This window comes from Planctomycetota bacterium (assembly GCA_018242585.1).
Classification (GTDB): Bacteria; Planctomycetota; Planctomycetia; order Pirellulales; family PNKZ01; genus JAFEBQ01.
Genome location: JAFEBQ010000004.1, coordinates 40,291 through 58,153 on the forward strand (window position 1 = coordinate 40,291; position 17,863 = coordinate 58,153).

Here is a 17,863-nt window from a genome sequence, read left to right on the forward strand (position 1 = left end):
CCCATGTTTAATTCGTCATTCTCCCGCCGGCAGATGTTGCTGAACGCCTCGTGCGGCTTTGGCTACATGGCGCTGGCCGGCCTGTCGGCCAATCGTTCGTTGGCGGCGACGACGAGCGCGGCGGCAGTCAACCCACTGGCCGCCAAGACGCCCCACTTTCCGGCCAAGGCCAAGCGCGTGATCTTCTTGTTCATGCAAGGGGGCGTCAGCCAGGTCGACAGCTACGACCACAAGCCCCAACTCGACAAGCTGGAAGGGGAGCTGATGTCGTTTGACGACGCCCGCGCCTTGGCCAACAAGGGAGTCCGCGGCGTCACGCAACGGGTGATGAAGTCGCGCTGGAACTTCGCGCAACATGGCGAGTGCGGCCGCTGGGCCTCGGACCTGTTCCCCGAGGTGAACCGGCATGTCGACGACTTGTGCTTCGTCCACTCGATGCACACCGAGGGGATCGCGCACGGGCCGGCCACGTTGTTCCTGCACTGCGGCGCCACCCAGTTCATTCGCCCGTCGATGGGCTCGTGGATCACCTATGGCCTGGGTTCCGAGAACGAGAACCTGCCCGGCTTCGTTTCCATTTCTCCCTCGAACGGCAACGGCGGCCCTCGCAACTATGGGACCGCGTTCCTGCCGGCGGTGTACCAGGGGACCGCGCTGGGCAAGGCCGGCGCGCCGGCCAAGGACGCCACGATCCGCAACCTGACCAACGCCGAGCTTGACCGATCGGCCCAGCGTCGCCAGCTCGACTTCATTCAACAACTCAATGCCGAGCAAGCGGCCGCCAAGCCGGGTGACAGCGAGCTTGACGCGGTGATCAACTCGTACGAGCTGGCCTGGCGGATGCAGCAGCACGCCCCCGAGCTGCTCGACCTGACCCAAGAATCTCCCGAGACGCTGGCCCTGTACGGCATTGGCGATAAGGAGACCGACAACTTCGGGCGGCAATGCTTGCTGGCCCGTCGCATGTGCGAAGCCGGCGTGCGCTACATTCAGGTCAGCTACGGTGACAACAGCGCGAACCCCGCCTGGGACCAGCACTCGAACATCGAAAAGCACGGCACCCACGCCAAGGCCGTCGATCGCCCGATCGCGGGCTTGCTGGCCGATCTGAAGCGGCGCGGGCTGCTGGAAGACACGATCGTCTGGTGGGGTGGCGAGTTCGGCCGCACGCCGTACGCCGAAAAGAACGGCACCGGCCGCGATCATGACTCGGCCGGGTTCACGGTCTGGCTGGCGGGCGGCGGGTTCAAGCCGGGCTTCTCGTACGGGGCGACCGACGAGTTTGGATTCAAAGCGGTCGAGAACAAGGTCCACATGCACGACCTGCACGCCACGATCCTGCACCAGTTGGGGCTCAACCACGAGCAACTGACCTATCGCTACGCCGGCCGCAACTTCCGCCTGACGGATGTGTATGGAGAAGTGGTGAAGGAAATCGTCGCGTAGCGACGATTGTCAGTAGTCAGTTGTCCGTGGTCCGTTGCACTCCATTGGCAACGCGTTTTGCAACTGACAACGGACTACTGACCACGGACATTTGAAGTCACCGCGTCACCACTTCTTGACCGGCAGGCACGCTCGTCAAACCTTCAGCAATTCCTTCGCCTGTGTATAACCTGGTGCCGCCTTGCCGTATTCGCTGGCGGTCACGCGGGCCAGGCCGGCCAGGTGACGCCAACGGAACGCCGGCCGCGCCAGGGCGAATTCCTCGTTGACGGTGCGGTAATACTTCTCGGCGTGCAGCGCCCCGTCCTCGCTGGTGGCGTACTTCAGCAGCAAGTCGAACGCCGGCTGCGCGTCGGTTTGCGTCTGGGCAAAGCGAGCCGCCACGGCGCACGCCCGGAATTGATCCTTGGACGTGATCGCGTCGTCGAGGGCCTTCAACTGCGACTGCGGATCGCTCTCGGTCACGGCCGCCAACTGCTCGTCGGTCGGATACGGCTCCTTGTTCATCGGACCCGACTGGCCCGCCGTGTGGTACGCGCCGACGATCATGCTGGCCGCGGTGTTGCGCGGGCTGCTGACCCGGGCGATGTTGCGCCAGGCATTGGCCGAGTCCGAAGCGTGGACGCCGTACGAATCGCCGTGGACGCTCCCCACCGGCTTGTCGGGACGGGCTTCCTTACGGCCCGGATCGTGCAGCAGCAATCGATTGGCCGCCAGCGAAAGCGCCTCGGCAATCGCCGTCGGAGCGATGCCGTCGGCCAGGGCCGCCGCCGCCGCGTCGGCCGCCTGGGCCGGGCTGTTGCTAAAGATCGCGAGGCTGAAGCTTTCGACCCAGGCGTCGTCGGGCACACGTGTGCCGAGCGGCTTGCTGGCGAGTTGATATTGGTCGAACAGCTTGGGCAACTGGTCGCGAATGGCCGAGGTCTTGTACTTCCGCTCGTACATCCGGTTCTCGACATCCAGGCAGTATCGCAACGACTGCCGCAACAGGGTGTGGGCGAACTCCATGCCCGTCAGGTCCAGCGTCGACCAGGCCCGCCAGCACAACACCACGCGATGCACGTCGACTTCGTCCTGCATGGCGAATTGCAGGTGGTTGAACGCCTCGCCCGGTTCCTTGCGCACGTCGGCGGCAAAGGCCCGTTCGGCGGCGGCCACGTCCCGGTTGCGCGACAATTGTTGCAACGTCTCGCCGGCCGAGCGATCGGTCGGCAGATCGTCATCGTGGGCGATGATCGTTTGCAGGATGTCCTTGCTCCGGCCGCCGTGGGCCTGAATACGTGTGGCGTTGCGGTGCAGAACCTTCAACACTGGCAAGGGCTTGAGCGCGGCCGGCAACTGGCGCGACATCTCGTACGCCGGCGCCAAGGCCATGAACGTGTGATAGCCGATGTAATCTTCGCCGCCGAACGTCCGGGCGTTGGCCAACGCGCCGGCCGCGACCAACGTCTTCAACTCGGTCCCCGAGTTCAGGCGCTCGACCAGTTGGGGCAGCAGTTTGTCAGCCGGCGACTCCTGCATGAGGGCCACCAGCGGCTCCAAGCCGCCAAAGTCGAGCGTCCCGGCCGATTCGGCAGCCAGTGCCGGGGACAGCCCCATATCGACGGCCAATGAAGCGCCGACGCTGGCCACCAACATGCTCCGCCCCACGTCGGTCAAAAACTCGCGGCGATTGCGCTGGGACATGGCGACGGTCTCCTAGAGGGAAAGAGTGGCTAGCGATGCGGCGTGAAACAGTGATGCGATGCGATTCCAATGACTGGGTAGCCCTGACAATTCATTGTCAGGGTCGCGAACGCGACAAGAGGGTTCTGTGGCCGGCCCGCAAGCCGATTGACGCGGAACTCGACCCCCTCTTGTTGCTACGCAACCCCGACAACTAGTTGTCGGGGCCACCCAATTCCTCACTTTACATCTAACGACTGGGTGTTACACGCCGGTTGGCCATTTCTGTCCCGGGGCTATGCTGGCGGCTTGGCCGCTCCGGCCCGGGCGCGCCCGCGCAGCCAAATCCCTAGCCCCGACGCGGTCAGCAGCGACCCCGACACGGTCGCCACCAGGATAAACGTCCCCCGCAGGCCGTCCCGCGTCCGGGCGATGTCTTCATCCAACGGGCGGATGATCTCCAACACTCCCCCCACTTCCCCTACCTTCCAATTGATTTTGGGGCTTTCCTTGTGGCCGTTGTGGCACTTAACGCAGGCTTCGCCCATTTTGCGCGCTTTGGCAAACCGGAGCGACGCGCGACCCTGATAGTCTTCGAAGCGGTCGATCGGTTGCTCGGGATTGGCCCGCAGGATCGCTAGCGCGTTCCGCTCGAACTCGTCGCGTGGTCCGCCATCTTTGCGCGAGCGGAAGGGGTAATCGCTGTACAGACGCACCTGCATGCCCGAGGCGCTGCGCTGGCTGATCCGCTGGCCCAGTTCAATGTTCAACGTCGCCGGCAGCGGAATGGCCTTGGGCTTGTTCCGATAGTCGTGCGTTACGTCGATGCCTTGCGAGCTGATCCGATCGACCACTTCGGTGCTGTACAAGTTGTCGACTTCTTCCAGAATCTCGGCCTGCTGCTTACAGCTTTCCAGTGCCGTCGACCGGACCAGGTAGCTCGACAATCGGGACAGATGCGCAAGCCCCAGCGCCGAGCCAAGCGTGATCGCCACCAGCAAACTGGCCGGCAAAGGATTGCGCTGGCACCACCGCCACAGCCGTTCCCCCCGGCCGATCGGTCGGGCGCGAATCGGTTCGCCGGCCAGCCAGCGGCGCAAGTCGTCGGCCAACTCGGCCGCCGTGGCGTAACGCCGGCCGGGAGATTTGGACAACAGCTTGAGCGAAATCGTTTCCAGGTCGCGGGGAATCTTGTCGTTCATCTGCCGCGGCGGTCGCGGCTCGTCTTCGAGCACCTGGAGCAGCAGCATGCGTCGGTTGCCCCGGAAGGGCCGCTCGCCGGTCAGCAACTCATACAGCACGACACCCAGGCTGTAGAGATCGCTCCGCGAATCGACGCTGCGCGATTCTCCTCGCGCTTGCTCCGGCGACATATAGGCGGGCGTGCCAAGCACCTGGCCATCGAGCGTCATGGAGGTTTCGTCCCCTTCCCGCTTGGCCAAGCCAAAGTCCATCAAGTGGGGCTGGCCGCCGGCGTCGAGCATAATGTTCGACGGCTTGATGTCGCGGTGAATCACCCCATGCCGGTGGGCATATTCGAGCGCGTCGGCCACCGCGGCCACGATCTCGGCCGAGCGGATAAAGTCGAACCGGCCGCTCAGTTTGTTGGCGAGCGTGGTTCCCTCGATGAACTCCTCGACCAGGTAGTACACGCCGTCGTCGGTCTTCTCGACGCTGAACAGCGACACGATGCCTGGGTGCTTCAACTGGGCGGCAGCCCGGGCTTCGCGCATCAGCCGATCGACGTCCTGGTCGCTGGCCAGGCTGCCCGAGCGGAGCACCTTGATTGCGACCATCCGCCCCAGTTCGACATCGCGGGCGCGGAACACGTGGCCAAATGAACCGCTGCCGAGTTCTTCGAGAAGCTCGAACTTGCCCAGTCGGCGCGGCGCGCCATCGGGACCGAGAGTAAAGGCGTTCGACGGTTGTCGCGCGCCGAGGGCTGCCTCCAAGAGCGTATGCGGCAACGTGTCGGCGGCGCCGGTTCCGTCCCCCCCTGCGGGACGCAGACCGCTGATCAGCGGATCGGCTTCGGCGTCGAGCTCGTTAAGGGTCTGCTGGCAGGCGGCGCATTGCTCGATGTGCAAGGCCAGGCCGCCCAGGTCGCGCAGCGACAGGTTGCCCAACGCAAAGCGGGATAACTCGGCTCGGCTTGGACAGTCAATGGCCATGACGCAATGTTTTGGCTTGCGAAGCGAGTCTTGGTGGATCAGCGGCGCAAACACACTCATTAGAACGGCCGCGCGTTACAGCCGTCGCGCGCCCGCCGCGTTATTCTTGCAAGTCTCCCAATTCAGCCCGCAGCCGGTGCAACACCCGGGACTTGGCCACGCGAACGGCGCCGGCGCTCATACCCAAGTCGGCGGCGACGTCTTTGGCGGCGCGCCCTTCGACCGTGGTCTGCCAAAAGGCCTGCCAGGTGCGGGGTTCGAACTCGCCGCGGATCAGCTCGAGCCCGCGCTGGAAGAGTTGCCGCTCGGCGGTCACATCGTCGGTCGATGGCGTGCTTGAGGACGATGCTTCCCCCGCCGACAAGTCAGCCTGGGCCTCGTCGACCAATTGTGCCATTCGTTCGAGCGCCTCGCTGCCCCCAGCGCCGCGAGGTTCGCGCGATTGTTTGCGGAAAAAGTCGTGAATCTTGTTCGAGGTGATCGTCCGCAGCCAGCCGCGGAAGGTGTCGGATTGCCGGTCGATGCGCAAGGTGGCGACGTGCGACGCCACGGCCTGGAACACGTCCTGCATCACGTCGGCGATGTCAGCCTCCGACAGCCGCCACCGCCGGCACCAGTGGGCCACCAGCGGCGCATAGAGCGCCACCAGCCGGTCCCAAGCGCCGGCCTCGTCGGTGCGCAACCGCTCGACCAGGCTGCGTGAAGCGCCGCTCGACGACCAGGAAGCGCGGCTATGACCGATCTCGACGACGTCGTTCATGAGGTGACGAATGCGTGGCAGGACGATGCGCGGCTGGCAGGGCCGACATTTCTCATGCTAGACGGTTTTGGCGATGCTTGCACTACACCGTTGGCAACCACCACGCGGCGCGGCGTTTTACTCGTGTTTTGGCGAACGGAAGTGACCTTGGAGGGAACTGCTCCAACACGATAAACTTTTAGCCGAAAATCAAGCCGAACATTGCTGGGGTCACCGCCGTTTTTCACGTCTGAACGGAATCGACTCTTTGACCTCTGAATTGTCGCCACGAACACGAATCGCACTCGGCGCGCTGGTGGGAACCCCCTTCGCACACGTGGTGCTGGCCGGGGCGTTGTGTCTGGCGCTCCCCTTGTTGGCGGCAGGAGTGCGGGCGAGCTGTCGCGTCTGGAAGCAATCGAGCGCCGACTTGACGCCGGCCTACGCGACGATTGCCACGCTGTTTTGCATTGTTCAGCCGTGCTCGTACCTGGCTTGGGAAAAGTATGTGCTGCCGGTGTTGCCGGTCGCGGCCATCTGCCTATGGCGATGTTCAAACAAGCCTGCGGTCGCGCTGTCGACACGCCCGGCAATAGCGGCCGACAAACGCCAACTCGCACGCGCCGCATAAGAGACGCGTCACCGCATGACGCGTTATTGCTTGGGCGCGGCCAACTCGATCGTCATTTCGGCGTCGAGCCCGGGGCGTAGTTCCCATTGGCCGTCGGTTTGCCGGTTGTCGACTTCGGCCCACACCTGATAGACGCCCCCCGCCTGAATGCGCGGGTCGACGAACGTGACCTGTCCGGCGAAGGTCACTTGTTGATTCGGACCAATGGCCACGCGGATTTGCACGGGACGCCCCTGCACGTCGCTGCGACTGTAGCGATCGGCTTTGATGAACGCTTCGACGCGCAGTCGATCGAGCCGCACGATGCGAACCACCGTGTCCCCCATCTGAACCCATTCGCCGGCGCGATACAGAACCTCGACGACTTCGCCGGCGAGCGGGGCCCGAATTTGGCGGCGTTGGATTTCGTCGTCGGCCAGCCGAACCTTGATCTGGTTCGCCGCCGCTTCGAGACCGGCCAGCTTTTGATCGTGCTCGGCTTGCTCGATTTGCAACGTAGCCTGATCGATCGAGAGTTGCAGCTTTTGCATCTCGACAAGCGACTTGGTGCCGGGCACCTTGGCGTTGGCGTCGGCGTTGAGCCGGTATTCGGTCTCGGCGACTTTGCGCACGGCGCGGGCATAGCGGGCGTTGACGTCGTTCGAGGCTTTTTCGACGGCGATGTCCCGTTCGGCTTCGGCGGCCTGCTTGCGCAGCGAGGCGGAGGTGTCGTTGATTCGCCCCAAGATGTCGCTCCGCTTGACTTGTTGACCGGGGCGAGCCGTCAACTCGCTGAGCAGCCCGGGCTCCTGGGCCGGAACTTCGACTTCATCAATCGCCGAAACCAGGCAGCGCTCAAACCGCGCGGTGCGCGGAGCGTCGGTGGTGTCGGTCTCGGTGGCCAAGAACGCAACAACCAACATGGGAGCAACCTGCCACATCGACATCCCTCGACATTTTTAAGCGATGGAGAGTTCGCCGTGCGCCGTTCATCGTAGCCAGCGCCACCAAGGCCAGCAACGAACATGGGGGTATCTTGCCGCAGGGCCTGAAAGGGCCCGTGGCGCGGCGTAACGCTTTTACTGGTGGGATGGCTGCGCTCTCCGCGCAGAAGAAACAGGCACGAATTAGGCCGCATCGGCGCAATCGTCAATGCCCGCACGGCAATGGGAGTTGGGCCCTAGAAAACCACCTAACTGCAGGTGCCCGTGGGATGAAATCACTTGCTAACCCCCAGTGGAACCTAGAGTTGTCAAGGAACAGCGGCGAGTTTTCGTCGCGATGAAAGTAACCCTCGCGCGAACCAAGCGCGACTCACACACAGTGCCCCGAGAAGGGAACTGCTTTACAAGTCCAGGTGGATGATGAAACCAGGATCACGGCGAGTATTGCTGGTCGATAACGACCCGATGTTTCGGCGATTGCTGACGACGCTGCTGTCGAAAGAAACTGGTTGCGAAGTGCGCCAAGCGCACGGCGGGGCCGAGGCGATCGACGCGGCCGAACTCTGGCGTCCCGATTTGGTGATTCTCGACATCTCAATGCCGCGGCTGGACGGCTTTGCCGCCTGCCATGCTTTGAAGCAAGGCAAGTTGAAGCCCGCGCCGCAGGTGATGATGGTCTCGGCCCACTCGACGCTGGAAGAGCAAGTCAAGGCGTTCAGCGCCGGAGCCGACGATTACCTGGTCAAGCCGATCGATCATCTGGAGTTTCGTTCGCGGGTCCACCTGCATTTCCGGCTGCGCGAGGCGCAGGCCGTCGTGAAGCGGTCGCAGCGCAAGCTGCGCAAGCGCCACGCCGAGTTGCAACGGCTGACCAGCGAGCGATCCAGGGAAATGCTGGCCACGCAGGACATCGCCATTTTCACCTTGGCCAAGGTGGCCGAGTCACGGGACAACGAGACGGGTATGCATCTGACGCGGATGCGCGAGTATTCGCAGCTACTGGCCTGCGACTTGCGCGACCGCAGCCCCTATGCGGACCAGATCGACAACACGTTCCTCGACGACTTGTACCGTTCGAGCCCCCTGCACGACATCGGCAAGGTCGGCATTCCCGACGCCGTGCTATTGAAGCCCGGGCGATTGACCGTCGAAGAGTTTGAAATCATGAAGCAGCACGCGTCGATCGGCGCGAATATTCTGCAACAAGCCGTCAAGCAGTCGGCCAGTGGCAGCTTTCTGGCCATGGCGGCGTTGATTGCCCAATCACACCACGAGCGGTGGGACGGCACCGGCTACCCACGTGGGCTGGCCGGGGCTGATATTCCGCTGCCGGGCCGAATCGTGGCCGTGGCCGATGTGTTCGACGCGCTAACGTCCAAGCGGCCCTACAAGGAACCCTGGCCCGCCGAGAAGGCGGCGCAATATATCGAAGAGCAATCGGGAAGCCACTTTGACCCGGTGATCGTCGACGCCTTCCGTCGCGTGTTGCCGCGGTTCCTCGACGTGCATCGTTCGTGCGGCGACGACGGCTCGTCGCTGATGAGCATGTTGCAAACCGCCACGGCGTTGAACTCGGCGGACGTGACGACCTATATCGAAAGGGCGATGGCATTCACGACCGATGTGCCCGCCTTTATGTCGCGGACTCCGGACATCGTGATGATCTAGAGCAGTTCTCGAAACACTCTCGCATGGGTGGCCCAGGTGCTTGCACCTGGGTGGCCGCAGGCCACAAGAAACCTCGGGTGCCGTTCCGCGCGGGTGGCGAGTTTCCCTTTGGGTTGCGCGTGTCCATCGAGTTTCTTGTTGCTGCGCAACACCGCATGCTTACGCGCGTTGGCGGCTTAAAGAACCATTCACTCCATCCAGGACGGCGGCGCCGGTGACAACTCGCGATAAGCTCAGGAGTGGGGCTCGTCAATGCTCCATTCCTTGAGCCGGCGTTGCAGCGTGCGAACCGAGATGCCCAGCGTCTCGGCCGTGCGCGAGCGGTTACCGCTGAACTTTTCCAGCGTCTGGAGAATGGCGGACTTCTCCATGTCGATCAGCGTGGCGTCGTCGGGCAGCGTCCCCAAGCCGGGAGTTGTCGAAAAGCTCGGCGGCAAGTGCTGTAGCGACAGTTCATCCCCCTCTTGCAGCACGAGCATGCATTCCAGGCAATTGCGCAGCTGCCGGACGTTGCCAGGCCACTCGTAGCTCTCGAGAAACGTCCGCAGTTCGGGGCTCAGGGCCGGGCGCGGCCGGCGAATGCGCTCGGTCAGGTCGGTGAGGATATGCTCGGCGATCGGCACGATGTCCTCGCGATGACTGCGCAGCGGCGGCAACATGATCGTGATCACCTGCAAGCGATAGTACAGGTCTTCGCGGAAGCGCCCCTCGTGCATGAGCGCCGTCAGGTCTCGACTCGTGGCGGCCACCACGCGCACCTCGACCGAGCGTGGCTCGTTGCCGCCCACGGGCGTGATCATTCGAGTTTCCAAGGCGCGCAGCAGCTTGGCCTGGGAACTGAGCGGAAAGTCACCGATTTCATCGATGAACAACGTGCCACCGTGGGCCTGGGCAAATCGCCCCTGCCGGTCGACCGTCGCCCCCGTGAACGAGCCGCGGACATGGCCGAACAACTCACTTTCGACGAGCGACTCGGGAATGGCCGCCATGTTGACGACGACAAACGGCTGATCGTGCCGCGCGCCTTGCGCGTGAATTCCCTCGGCCACCAACTCCTTGCCGGTTCCTGACTCGCCTTGAATCGTGACGGTGCTGTCTGACTTGGCGGCGCGGGCGATCTGCTCGCGAACGCGGTCCAGGGCCGGCGAAGTGCCCACCAATTGCCCCGACGGCTTGAACCGTCGGGACGCGGAACGCAGCCGCGGCGTCGGCGGCGGCTGCTTTTCCTCGTTGCAATAGCTCTCGGCCAGCTTCAGCAACTGGCGCGGGTCGACCGGCTTGGTCAGATAGTCGCGCGCCCCGAGCTTCATGGCGTTGACCGCCGACTGCACATCGCCGTAGGCAGTCACCATGATGAACGGCGTGCCTGGCTTGCGCGCCATCCACAGATTGAGCAAATCGACGCCACTTTTTGTGCCCAGGCAAAGATCGCTCACCACCAGGTCGACCGGACGGTTAATGGTCTCGAGAGCCTCGTCGGGATTGCGCGCGGTCAGGACTTCGTAGCCTTCGATCCGCAGCATCCGCGATAGGGCTTGCCGCTCGTTGGCGTTGTCTTCCACCACCAGTATGGAATGTTGATTGGCCACGATCAGGGTTTCCTGTTAGCAGATGGAAATCAGCATCGGCACGCTCAGCAATTGAGTGGCTGCGGCCAGCGTCGCCGGACTGACCTGCAGCGGATCGCTGACTTGCTTGGCGTTGGTCGGCAAGTTCACGCAAAACTCGGCGCCACCTTCGGCGCTATCTTGGCAATGGATCGTCCCCCACGCTTCCTCGACAAAGCGGCGGACCAGGGCCAATCCCAACCCGGTCCCCAGGTGCTTGGTCGAGAAGAACGGCTCGAAGATCGCCTCGCGCAACTCCTCCGGCACACCCGGTCCTGTGTCCGAAACCTGGAGTTTCAACGTCTCGCCGTCGGTGGCGACCGAGATCCGCACTTGCCCGTGCGGCCCAACGGCCTCGGCCGCGTTGGTCAACAGATTGAGCATCACTTGCCGCAAGCGGGTGCGATCGATGAAAGCCAGCGCAGGCTCGGTGGGCAACGTCGCCGCCAGCTTGATCTCGTCCCGATCCAGCAACGGCCCCATGAAGGTCAACAGCGAACGGACCTCGACGCCAACGTCAACCAGTTCGGCCCGGGCTTCCTCGGGCTTGGCATATTCCAGTAGCGTGCGGAGCATGCCCTCGACGCGCCCGATTTCTTCGATCGTCTCGGTGACAATCTCGGTGGGTTGTGATTCACGAGCGGCATGAGCCAACCATGCCCGTTCGATCACGTGCAGGTTAATGCGGACGGCATTCAGCGGATTGCGGATTTCGTGCGCGATGCCGCCGGCCACCTGCCCCAACTCGGCCAACTGTTTGACACGGCCAACGGCCAGCGCGGTCTGTAGATCGGAAACACGCTTGGCGATCGAAATCGCCGAGTAACAAGCCAGGCCCACCACCACGACAATGAGCAACGTGGTCACGATCCAGCGCTGTCGCGTGGTGGCCATCACCTGGGTCAACCGGCGCTCGAACCATTCGGTATTCAGCCCCGAGTGATACGTCGCAATCTGTTTGCTTCCCACCAGAACCGGAATTGACAGATCATAGGCGGTGATTCCACCGGTCAATTCTGGGGAACTGGTCTCGACCACATCCTCGCCGGCGTCGGGCATCTGACGCTGATACCAATTGTGGGCCAGCGCGCCCCCTTCGAGCGACTTGGTGCTGTGCTTGAGCACCTGCCCCGTCTGGTCAACCACCGCCGCGTAGAGATGCGAATCGTCGGTTGGCAACGTCCGATCCCAATGGCGTCGCAGCCATTCGGCGTCGGCCTTGTCGAGTCCCTCTTGCGGCGAGGTGATGTGCTGAAATTCGTCCTGAATGCGCATGGTCGTGCGAATGGCGTGCGAGCGCAGCCGATTCACCTCGACCTGCAACAGCCCGTTGCGAGTTTCCTTGAAGTCGAGCGTCATGCTCCAGAAAGCGATTCCCGCGATCCCCACCACGCACAGCCCAAAGGCCAGGAACAACAATGCCAAATTGCCGCGCAGCATCGCCCGAGAGACTTGCTTGACGCGACCAATGGCTCGAGGCGGGTTCATCAGGTATTCCACTCAACGAAAGATCGAGATAATGCGGCGACGCCAAGCGCGACCACACGCTCCGTCGTGTCACCCCCAAAAGCAATCGGTGCGCCAAAACGTCGCCACGTGGCGAAAGTATGGCCAGTTAGTCGCTTACGAGATTATTTGCACCATGCCACTAATGAGCAATGCGACAATTTGCCGCCCTCCCCAAATGGCGGAAGACAAATTGTCGCACGCCGCGCGCGGTCATTGAAATGGGTTTCTAACCCTGTCCGCGCTGGTTCGCGGGGCAACGCCGGTGGCGAATCGATCACGCTCCACGATTCAGGCGCGACGAAACGCATACCCGTGGCACGGCTTAGAAGCCCCGATTCAAAAACCGGGGTTGATGTGAAAAGCGCCGGCGTGTTGAGTGCTAGCCACGCGCTACTTCGCGCAGAGATTCTTCGGCCTCGTGCAACTTTTCGAGCATCTGGCACAGTTCGGTGACGTTGTCCTCGTCGGCTGCGGTCGGCGCGGCGTCGGCGGTCGACGGCTGTTGCCAGTGGGCGACCTGCTCGCGAATGGTTTCGACCTGTTCTTCTAGCTGCACGATGTCGCGTGATGGGCTCATCATTGATTCCCTTTGCAGTAGGCTACTGCAACATTATCGCTCTTGGCCAAACATGGCAACGATCAATCTCCTGACAAAACCGATGCCGTGATTGTTTGCCTTCAGTTGATCCATTACGGCTCATCACGCGCCACGATGGGGATGCAGAATACTCAAGCGACGCACGCGAGCGAGATTTGCACAAGCTGGGAAAACCACCGACGATTCACAGCGCCACAACTCACCCGGCAGTCTATCAGCAATGGCTCGTCTGCATGGTGTCGCGAAATGGATACAGTGCGAGACGATTTCAGTCTTAGTTTGCTTCGATAGCTCGCGTCGTCGAACTCAGAACGTGAGTTGGTCGCGATCAACCTGATTGCCATCCTGTCATATTTCCCTCGCTTTCTTGGCGATTCTTGCCAACTTCCCTGATGTGGATTGGTTTTCTCTCCATTCACCACGACTTGGCACACCGTTTGCGTTTATCTGGCCACAAGCTCGGTACGAGTCTGGCACAAACAACAATCCACCCCAGTTCAGGTTCCGACCGCGAAAGGATGCCACCATGGTCAGCCATAACCACGACAGCCGATTGAATCAGCCGTGCCACTTGTCGATTCGGGAAATCCATCACCGCGCCGACCTGATCCGCGATCAATGGGACTCGCACGAATTGCAGGTGCGCCACGAACGGGCCTTGGAAGCGCAGGCTCGCTTGATACGGATGGCCATCTCGCTCGACGAATCGGCTTGCGGGCGCTAAGTCGTCGCGGATTTGCCGTCGAGTGCCGGCGTCGGATTGGCGATTTGCGCCCCACCTGCTTCGGCGGGCGGCTGATCGCCAAGCTCGACGGCCGTGGTCATCGTTTCGGCCACCACCGAGCCCAAGGCGCTCAAGATGGGTGTCGTATCGCGGAAAAGCCGGCCCACCGCCAGCCGCACATGCCCAGTCGCCGGCAACACACCATTGGTCGGTTCAAACCCCTTCCAATCGGCGTTCGACAATGGGCAATTGCACCCAGGCGCGCGTGGCATTGGCGGGCGCGACGGTCAACTCGTCGGCGTTGACCAAAACGGTTAGCTGCGCCGGCCCAGCCATTGGGTAATCAGCAGCTTGGCGACTTCAACCATCGGTGGCAGCGCGAGCGTCAGCCACGAGGGAATCGGCGCCGGCGCGGCCTCTCCTTTGGTGGGCCGACTTCGTCGCGTGGTGAACACCATTCGGCCGACCGCAAAGCCGACCAGGCCAGCGCCGGCGGTCGAGAGCCACGGATGCTGGCCGACGATACGGCGCGGCTCCAGATCATCACCAACGCGCGCGACGATTTCGCCACGGCGACGGCGGATACCGGCCTCGGCCAGGGCCAGTTCGCCGGCCAGCGGATCACGCTGGTTCGCTGATGTCGCGGCCAAATTGCTCACGCTGTTGTTCCCGACGATGCTCGTATTTTTTGCGCAATTGCGCCCGCCACGCGGCCCTCATTCGCCAGACCACCCCCCCGCCCAGCGTCACCGTGGCCAACAACACCCCCGCGCCGACGCCCACACACCCCAGCCAAAGCCGGCCACCGAGCGCCTCGCCCAGCAGCACCGCCGCTCCGATCAACAGCAGCGCCGTGGCCACCATCAACGCGGCAACGACCATCGACAGGGCCAAGATCCCGGCGACCCCCAGGATGGCCGCACGGTGCGCGCGATCGCGCCACTGATCGAGGCGAACCGACAGATAGTACCAGACGTACTCGGCCAACTCTTGCCCAAGCTGCGCATACGTCGCGTCGGCGTCCGCCTCTGGCGCGGGCGGTTGTTCCGGATCGTCGTGAACCTGGGCGATCATGGCGAGTTACTTTCGGCAGCACCTGCGCACCGCGCCACCATCCCTTGGCACGGTAACGCGAAGATCAGCGACGCGTCCAAATGGCTCCCAATACAAAACCGATTCCCGCCGCCGTCAGCACCGCGCGGATCGGATGTTCGGTCAAGCACTGCTCGATCGATTGCTCGACCCCGCGGATCTTGGCACGCTGTTCTTCGCGGCACGTCTCGGCTTCCTGGCGCAAGTCACTGACTTTTTCCCGCGCCGCCGCCTTGGCCGCTTCGGCCAGAGCCTTGATATCTCGTTCCAAATCGGCCAACCGCTGGCGCAGCTCTGCGGCGGCGCGATGCGTTTGATCCGCTGAGCTGGTGTCACCCGTCGACATGATCCGACTCTCCTCCGTTCAGGTTCCGAAACGATCAAGGCTGCGGAGGTTGTCGCGCCTGGTGCTTTTCGATATATGACCGGGCGCGGTCATGATCGATGGCGCGGACCAGCAGCTTGATCTTCATCATTCCCAATCCGACCAGGCCAGCCTGCGATTCGCCGTCCACTTCGCACTTGATTCCCTCGCCGTGCAAAGCGCCGCGCAACAGCTCGGCTTCGGTCGCGTCGGACGTGGAAAACACCTCTACTAAATCGTCACTTTGAAGCATGATTCAAGCCTTCCGTTGTTGCAACCGCCTGGAACCGCTCGCGATTCTCCGGCAATCGTCCTTATATCGCAGCATTCCCGGGCGGAGGCAATCACCTGGGGGCAAATTTCGTCAGACAGGTTGACCTCGTGTTGACCAATGCTCATGCGACAAATCCGCACGATCCGCCACGCTTAAGAATGGCCAACCAGCAACGCCGACGTTTTTCCGATGGATACGAAGCCCGTCGGTTACCACCGCGATGGGCGAAGCCGTCGATTTGACGCACACGTTGCTGGCGCGCTAATTGCCCACGAAGCGAAGGTGGCGTCCGTCAGAATCGGACAAGGCGTTGTCGTGCGCGAATTGTCGATTGCCATGAGCATGGTTGTGGTTGAAATGGCCAACGAAGAGGCCGGACGACACGGTATCCAGGCGACGATGGCCCATTTGCAATTGAGATCCCTGTTGTGAGTCGTCAAGAAGACGGCGCTCGCGTCCTTGGCAATGAAGCATCGCGCTGGCGGCGCTGATCGGCGACCCGACGACCAACCACGCCGCGCGACGACCGGCAGGAGCCAATGTGTCAGTGACACAGATCATCACGGGGACGGTCTGTCACCGGGAAGCGGCAATGGCGCGCGACGAGTGGAAGCCGACGGAACTCGACTAGCTGTTCATCAACACAGCGGCTGAGTTGAATGCGGCGTCAGCCCACGACCTTCCAGCGCCGTTTAGCATGAAACCTGACGTCGCAACTCGCCAGGGATCGCCGCACTATCGCGAAACGGCCGTCGTGTCGCCGATCGAGCTGACCGCGTGGACAAGCGACAGAATCGCCGCGCGAACCGAGTCGGGAACCTTGGGCCAAGCCTCTTCGACGAACTGCAAGTCTGGCTCGTGTCGCGGGTGGTTGTCCGCGCGGTCGTCCGGGTGGTGAATGCCATACTGCGCCGCGGCCAGAATCAGCTCGCGCCGCGAGCGGGCTTTGGTCTTTTGGCGAATGCGGTGGACAAATACGTTCACCGTGCCAGCCGCTACTCCGATCGTGTCCGCGATTTCCTTGTGGCTATAGCCTTGAACCAGGTACGTCAGGACGGACATCTCGCGCTGGCTCAATTCGGGCCAAGCGTGCGGGGATGCTAACACTTTGGTTTCGTTCAGTTCGTGTTCCACGATCGACATAACTGCGGACTCCCATCCTGAAATACACCGTCGCCATCCTCGTCGGTCGCCATTCTCAGTTTGGCTGTCGACGGACAACTCCTCGCGGCCGCGCGTCGTAGCGCGGCATCGAAAAAGGTTAACTTTGTCTGTGTATTGAACGCTGCCTGCGCGTTGGACGCAGGATCGACACCAGCCGACGTAAAGCAAATGGCGTACCCTGGCACGACAAACGAGCCCCACCGATGAGGGGAAAACCAGAAAATCGCCGAGAAACACGACAAATAATCGCAAGAAAATAATTTACGTTCTCCGTTGCAAGGGGGGGTGCGCGGAGCGTCATTACGCCAGCGCGTCGCCGAATCCATGCACTACCCGCCATTCTGTCGTATTTGACAACCACAACACGCATGATTGCGCCGCGCGGCGCCGCGGACAGCTTGAACGGCGGCTCTCGATGCTCGCAACAGCCTCAAGAAAGTGCTTGGCGCAGCGGTCCGATTTGCTCGTGACGATGAGCGCCGCCGCACATCATTCATACTGGCGAGGCAGCAACTTCTTTTGCTTTAACGCAACCCGCGCAATCAATCATTAACGACAGACTGTCGCGAAAGCTTTACAAAACACGCGACTGCCTGTCGGGGGGCACGACACCCCACCAAGCGTCTTACGCCACTCTTCTTCAAAAAATGCGCGCGCAAAACATTAACGATTCCCGTCATTTTAGCATTTTTTCTTTACACGCGCGGCGTTCGCTCGCGCGTGGCATGCCTGCTGGCATATTTTTTGCCTTCTACCTAGTCGCGCGGGCTGTGCGTTGATAACGCGGCTGTTTTGAAAGCGCTGGCTCGGGAGATGCCAGTCGCATTCGGTACGGCTGTGTGCGACGGCAATTCGCAACGGCATGTCTCAGGGCTGACGCGTGCCACCTGCACGGGGCAGTGTATCCGTTTGATTGAGATGCCCGCGAAGGGGGTGCCTTCGTGGGAGTGCGTTGTGCGCTCGGCTTCGGATCGAATTTGGTTGCAAATTTCGACGGCCTTTCTGGCCAAATCCTGAGACGACCTGTGGTGCGGCGAAGGTTTCCTTCGAACCGGCGGTTGTGCTGCGCCCAGAGTCTCGTTGCTTGACAAGGTAGGCGGTTATGTACGTAAAGGCTTCGCGCCGCTGGGCGGCCGCGTGGTTGCTGCTCCTTTCGTTTTGCTCGGGGTTCGCGCCGCGCTTGCAGGCCGCCCCGCCAGCTAGCGATTCCGTTCCCAACCTCGGCCAGCCGCGAGGGGAAGCGCGTTCCCCGCTAGTCTGGGGCTGGGACCGGCAATCATTGCGACCG

Annotated in this window: 18 protein-coding genes; 5 read left to right on the forward strand and 13 right to left on the reverse strand. The window is 62.4% G+C overall.

Translation table 11 applies throughout. The features are described from left to right. Window positions 1–3: 3 nt before the first annotated feature. On the forward strand, window positions 4–1,446 hold the full coding sequence (locus JSS27_01915) for a DUF1501 domain-containing protein (GenBank protein MBS0207687.1): 1,443 nt from the start codon (window positions 4–6) through the stop codon (window positions 1,444–1,446). A 135-nt stretch (window positions 1,447–1,581) separates the two neighbouring features. Here the strand turns inward: JSS27_01915 and JSS27_01920 are convergent, their stop codons facing one another. The 3 genes from JSS27_01920 to JSS27_01930 form a co-directional block, all read right to left on the reverse strand. Then, the gene (locus JSS27_01920; GenBank protein ID MBS0207688.1) at window positions 1,582–3,132 is read right to left on the reverse strand and encodes a hypothetical protein; all 1,551 of its coding nucleotides are present in this window, start codon (window positions 3,130–3,132) and stop codon (window positions 1,582–1,584) included. 275 nt (window positions 3,133–3,407) lie between these two features. Continuing rightward, the gene (locus JSS27_01925) at window positions 3,408–5,282 is read right to left on the reverse strand and encodes a protein kinase (protein ID MBS0207689.1); all 1,875 of its coding nucleotides are present in this window, start codon (window positions 5,280–5,282) and stop codon (window positions 3,408–3,410) included. 100 nt (window positions 5,283–5,382) lie between these two features. Continuing rightward, window positions 5,383–6,042, reverse strand: a complete 660-nt coding sequence (locus JSS27_01930) for a sigma-70 family RNA polymerase sigma factor (protein ID MBS0207690.1) — start codon at window positions 6,040–6,042, stop codon at window positions 5,383–5,385. Window positions 6,043–6,289: 247 nt separating this feature from the next. Here JSS27_01930 and JSS27_01935 point away from each other — a divergent pair, with 247 nt between their 5' ends. Beyond that, window positions 6,290–6,652, forward strand: coding sequence for a hypothetical protein (locus tag JSS27_01935; GenBank protein MBS0207691.1), 363 nt, complete (start codon window positions 6,290–6,292; stop codon window positions 6,650–6,652). A 23-nt stretch (window positions 6,653–6,675) separates the two neighbouring features. Here the strand turns inward: JSS27_01935 and JSS27_01940 are convergent, their stop codons facing one another. After that, window positions 6,676–7,554: an HlyD family efflux transporter periplasmic adaptor subunit gene (locus tag JSS27_01940; protein ID MBS0207692.1), complete on the reverse strand. Its 879-nt coding sequence runs from the start codon at window positions 7,552–7,554 to the stop codon at window positions 6,676–6,678. 486 nt (window positions 7,555–8,040) lie between these two features. On the opposite strand from JSS27_01940, the gene JSS27_01945 reads away from it, so the two are divergent. Then, window positions 8,041–9,243, forward strand: a complete 1,203-nt coding sequence (locus tag JSS27_01945) for a response regulator (protein MBS0207693.1) — start codon at window positions 8,041–8,043, stop codon at window positions 9,241–9,243. Window positions 9,244–9,476: 233 nt separating this feature from the next. Here the strand turns inward: JSS27_01945 and JSS27_01950 are convergent, their stop codons facing one another. The 3 genes from JSS27_01950 to JSS27_01960 form a co-directional block, all read right to left on the reverse strand. Further along, on the reverse strand, window positions 9,477–10,832 hold the full coding sequence (locus JSS27_01950) for a sigma-54-dependent Fis family transcriptional regulator (protein ID MBS0207694.1): 1,356 nt from the start codon (window positions 10,830–10,832) through the stop codon (window positions 9,477–9,479). Between the two features lie 15 nt (window positions 10,833–10,847). Then, window positions 10,848–12,338, reverse strand: coding sequence for a hypothetical protein (locus JSS27_01955; protein ID MBS0207695.1), 1,491 nt, complete (start codon window positions 12,336–12,338; stop codon window positions 10,848–10,850). Between the two features lie 400 nt (window positions 12,339–12,738). Further along, entirely contained in the window at window positions 12,739–12,936 is a 198-nt protein-coding gene (locus JSS27_01960) for a hypothetical protein (GenBank protein ID MBS0207696.1), read from the reverse strand. 547 nt (window positions 12,937–13,483) lie between these two features. On the opposite strand from JSS27_01960, the gene JSS27_01965 reads away from it, so the two are divergent. Next, complete coding sequence (locus tag JSS27_01965; GenBank protein ID MBS0207697.1) at window positions 13,484–13,681, forward strand: hypothetical protein; 198 nt, start codon at window positions 13,484–13,486, stop codon at window positions 13,679–13,681. On the opposite strand, the gene JSS27_01970 is transcribed toward JSS27_01965, so the two are convergent. The 5 genes from JSS27_01970 to JSS27_01990 all read right to left on the reverse strand — a co-directional run bounded on the left by JSS27_01970 (window position 13,678) and on the right by JSS27_01990 (window position 15,390). After that, the gene (locus JSS27_01970) at window positions 13,678–13,953 is read right to left on the reverse strand and encodes a hypothetical protein (GenBank protein MBS0207698.1); all 276 of its coding nucleotides are present in this window, start codon (window positions 13,951–13,953) and stop codon (window positions 13,678–13,680) included. The genes JSS27_01965 and JSS27_01970 overlap by 4 nt on opposite strands. A gap of 42 nt (window positions 13,954–13,995) precedes the next feature. Continuing rightward, complete coding sequence (locus JSS27_01975) at window positions 13,996–14,340, reverse strand: hypothetical protein (protein ID MBS0207699.1); 345 nt, start codon at window positions 14,338–14,340, stop codon at window positions 13,996–13,998. Continuing rightward, window positions 14,303–14,755: a hypothetical protein gene (locus JSS27_01980; protein ID MBS0207700.1), complete on the reverse strand. Its 453-nt coding sequence runs from the start codon at window positions 14,753–14,755 to the stop codon at window positions 14,303–14,305. The genes JSS27_01975 and JSS27_01980 overlap by 38 nt, the downstream gene beginning before the upstream one ends. A gap of 64 nt (window positions 14,756–14,819) precedes the next feature. Continuing rightward, window positions 14,820–15,119 carry a DUF883 family protein gene (locus JSS27_01985; GenBank protein ID MBS0207701.1) on the reverse strand — a complete coding sequence of 100 codons (300 nt, stop codon included), beginning with the start codon at window positions 15,117–15,119 and terminating at the stop codon, window positions 14,820–14,822. Window positions 15,120–15,153: 34 nt separating this feature from the next. Further along, window positions 15,154–15,390, reverse strand: coding sequence for a DUF2007 domain-containing protein (locus tag JSS27_01990; protein MBS0207702.1), 237 nt, complete (start codon window positions 15,388–15,390; stop codon window positions 15,154–15,156). A 210-nt stretch (window positions 15,391–15,600) separates the two neighbouring features. Here JSS27_01990 and JSS27_01995 point away from each other — a divergent pair, with 210 nt between their 5' ends. Then, window positions 15,601–15,843, forward strand: coding sequence for a hypothetical protein (locus tag JSS27_01995; protein MBS0207703.1), 243 nt, complete (start codon window positions 15,601–15,603; stop codon window positions 15,841–15,843). A 303-nt stretch (window positions 15,844–16,146) separates the two neighbouring features. Here JSS27_01995 and JSS27_02000 read toward each other — a convergent pair whose 3' ends face one another. After that, complete coding sequence (locus JSS27_02000) at window positions 16,147–16,554, reverse strand: helix-turn-helix transcriptional regulator (GenBank protein ID MBS0207704.1); 408 nt, start codon at window positions 16,552–16,554, stop codon at window positions 16,147–16,149. Between the last annotated feature and the right edge of the window lie 1,309 nt (window positions 16,555–17,863).

Coding starts and splice junctions, on each gene's coding strand:
- JSS27_01915 (MBS0207687.1), top strand. CDS start 4: ATGTTTAATTCGTCATTCTCCCGCCGGCAGATGTTGCTGAACGCCTCG.
- JSS27_01920 (MBS0207688.1), bottom strand. CDS start 3,132: ATGTCCCAGCGCAATCGCCGCGAGTTTTTGACCGACGTGGGGCGGAGC.
- JSS27_01925 (MBS0207689.1), bottom strand. CDS start 5,282: ATGGCCATTGACTGTCCAAGCCGAGCCGAGTTATCCCGCTTTGCGTTG.
- JSS27_01930 (MBS0207690.1), bottom strand. CDS start 6,042: ATGAACGACGTCGTCGAGATCGGTCATAGCCGCGCTTCCTGGTCGTCG.
- JSS27_01940 (MBS0207692.1), bottom strand. CDS start 7,554: ATGTTGGTTGTTGCGTTCTTGGCCACCGAGACCGACACCACCGACGCT.
- JSS27_01945 (MBS0207693.1), top strand. CDS start 8,041: ATGTTTCGGCGATTGCTGACGACGCTGCTGTCGAAAGAAACTGGTTGC.
- JSS27_01955 (MBS0207695.1), bottom strand. CDS start 12,338: ATGAACCCGCCTCGAGCCATTGGTCGCGTCAAGCAAGTCTCTCGGGCG.
- JSS27_01960 (MBS0207696.1), bottom strand. CDS start 12,936: ATGAGCCCATCACGCGACATCGTGCAGCTAGAAGAACAGGTCGAAACC.
- JSS27_01965 (MBS0207697.1), top strand. CDS start 13,484: ATGGTCAGCCATAACCACGACAGCCGATTGAATCAGCCGTGCCACTTG.
- JSS27_01970 (MBS0207698.1), bottom strand. CDS start 13,953: ATGCCACGCGCGCCTGGGTGCAATTGCCCATTGTCGAACGCCGATTGG.
- JSS27_01980 (MBS0207700.1), bottom strand. CDS start 14,755: ATGATCGCCCAGGTTCACGACGATCCGGAACAACCGCCCGCGCCAGAG.
- JSS27_01985 (MBS0207701.1), bottom strand. CDS start 15,119: ATGTCGACGGGTGACACCAGCTCAGCGGATCAAACGCATCGCGCCGCC.
- JSS27_01990 (MBS0207702.1), bottom strand. CDS start 15,390: ATGCTTCAAAGTGACGATTTAGTAGAGGTGTTTTCCACGTCCGACGCG.
- JSS27_01995 (MBS0207703.1), top strand. CDS start 15,601: ATGGATACGAAGCCCGTCGGTTACCACCGCGATGGGCGAAGCCGTCGA.
- JSS27_02000 (MBS0207704.1), bottom strand. CDS start 16,554: ATGTCGATCGTGGAACACGAACTGAACGAAACCAAAGTGTTAGCATCC.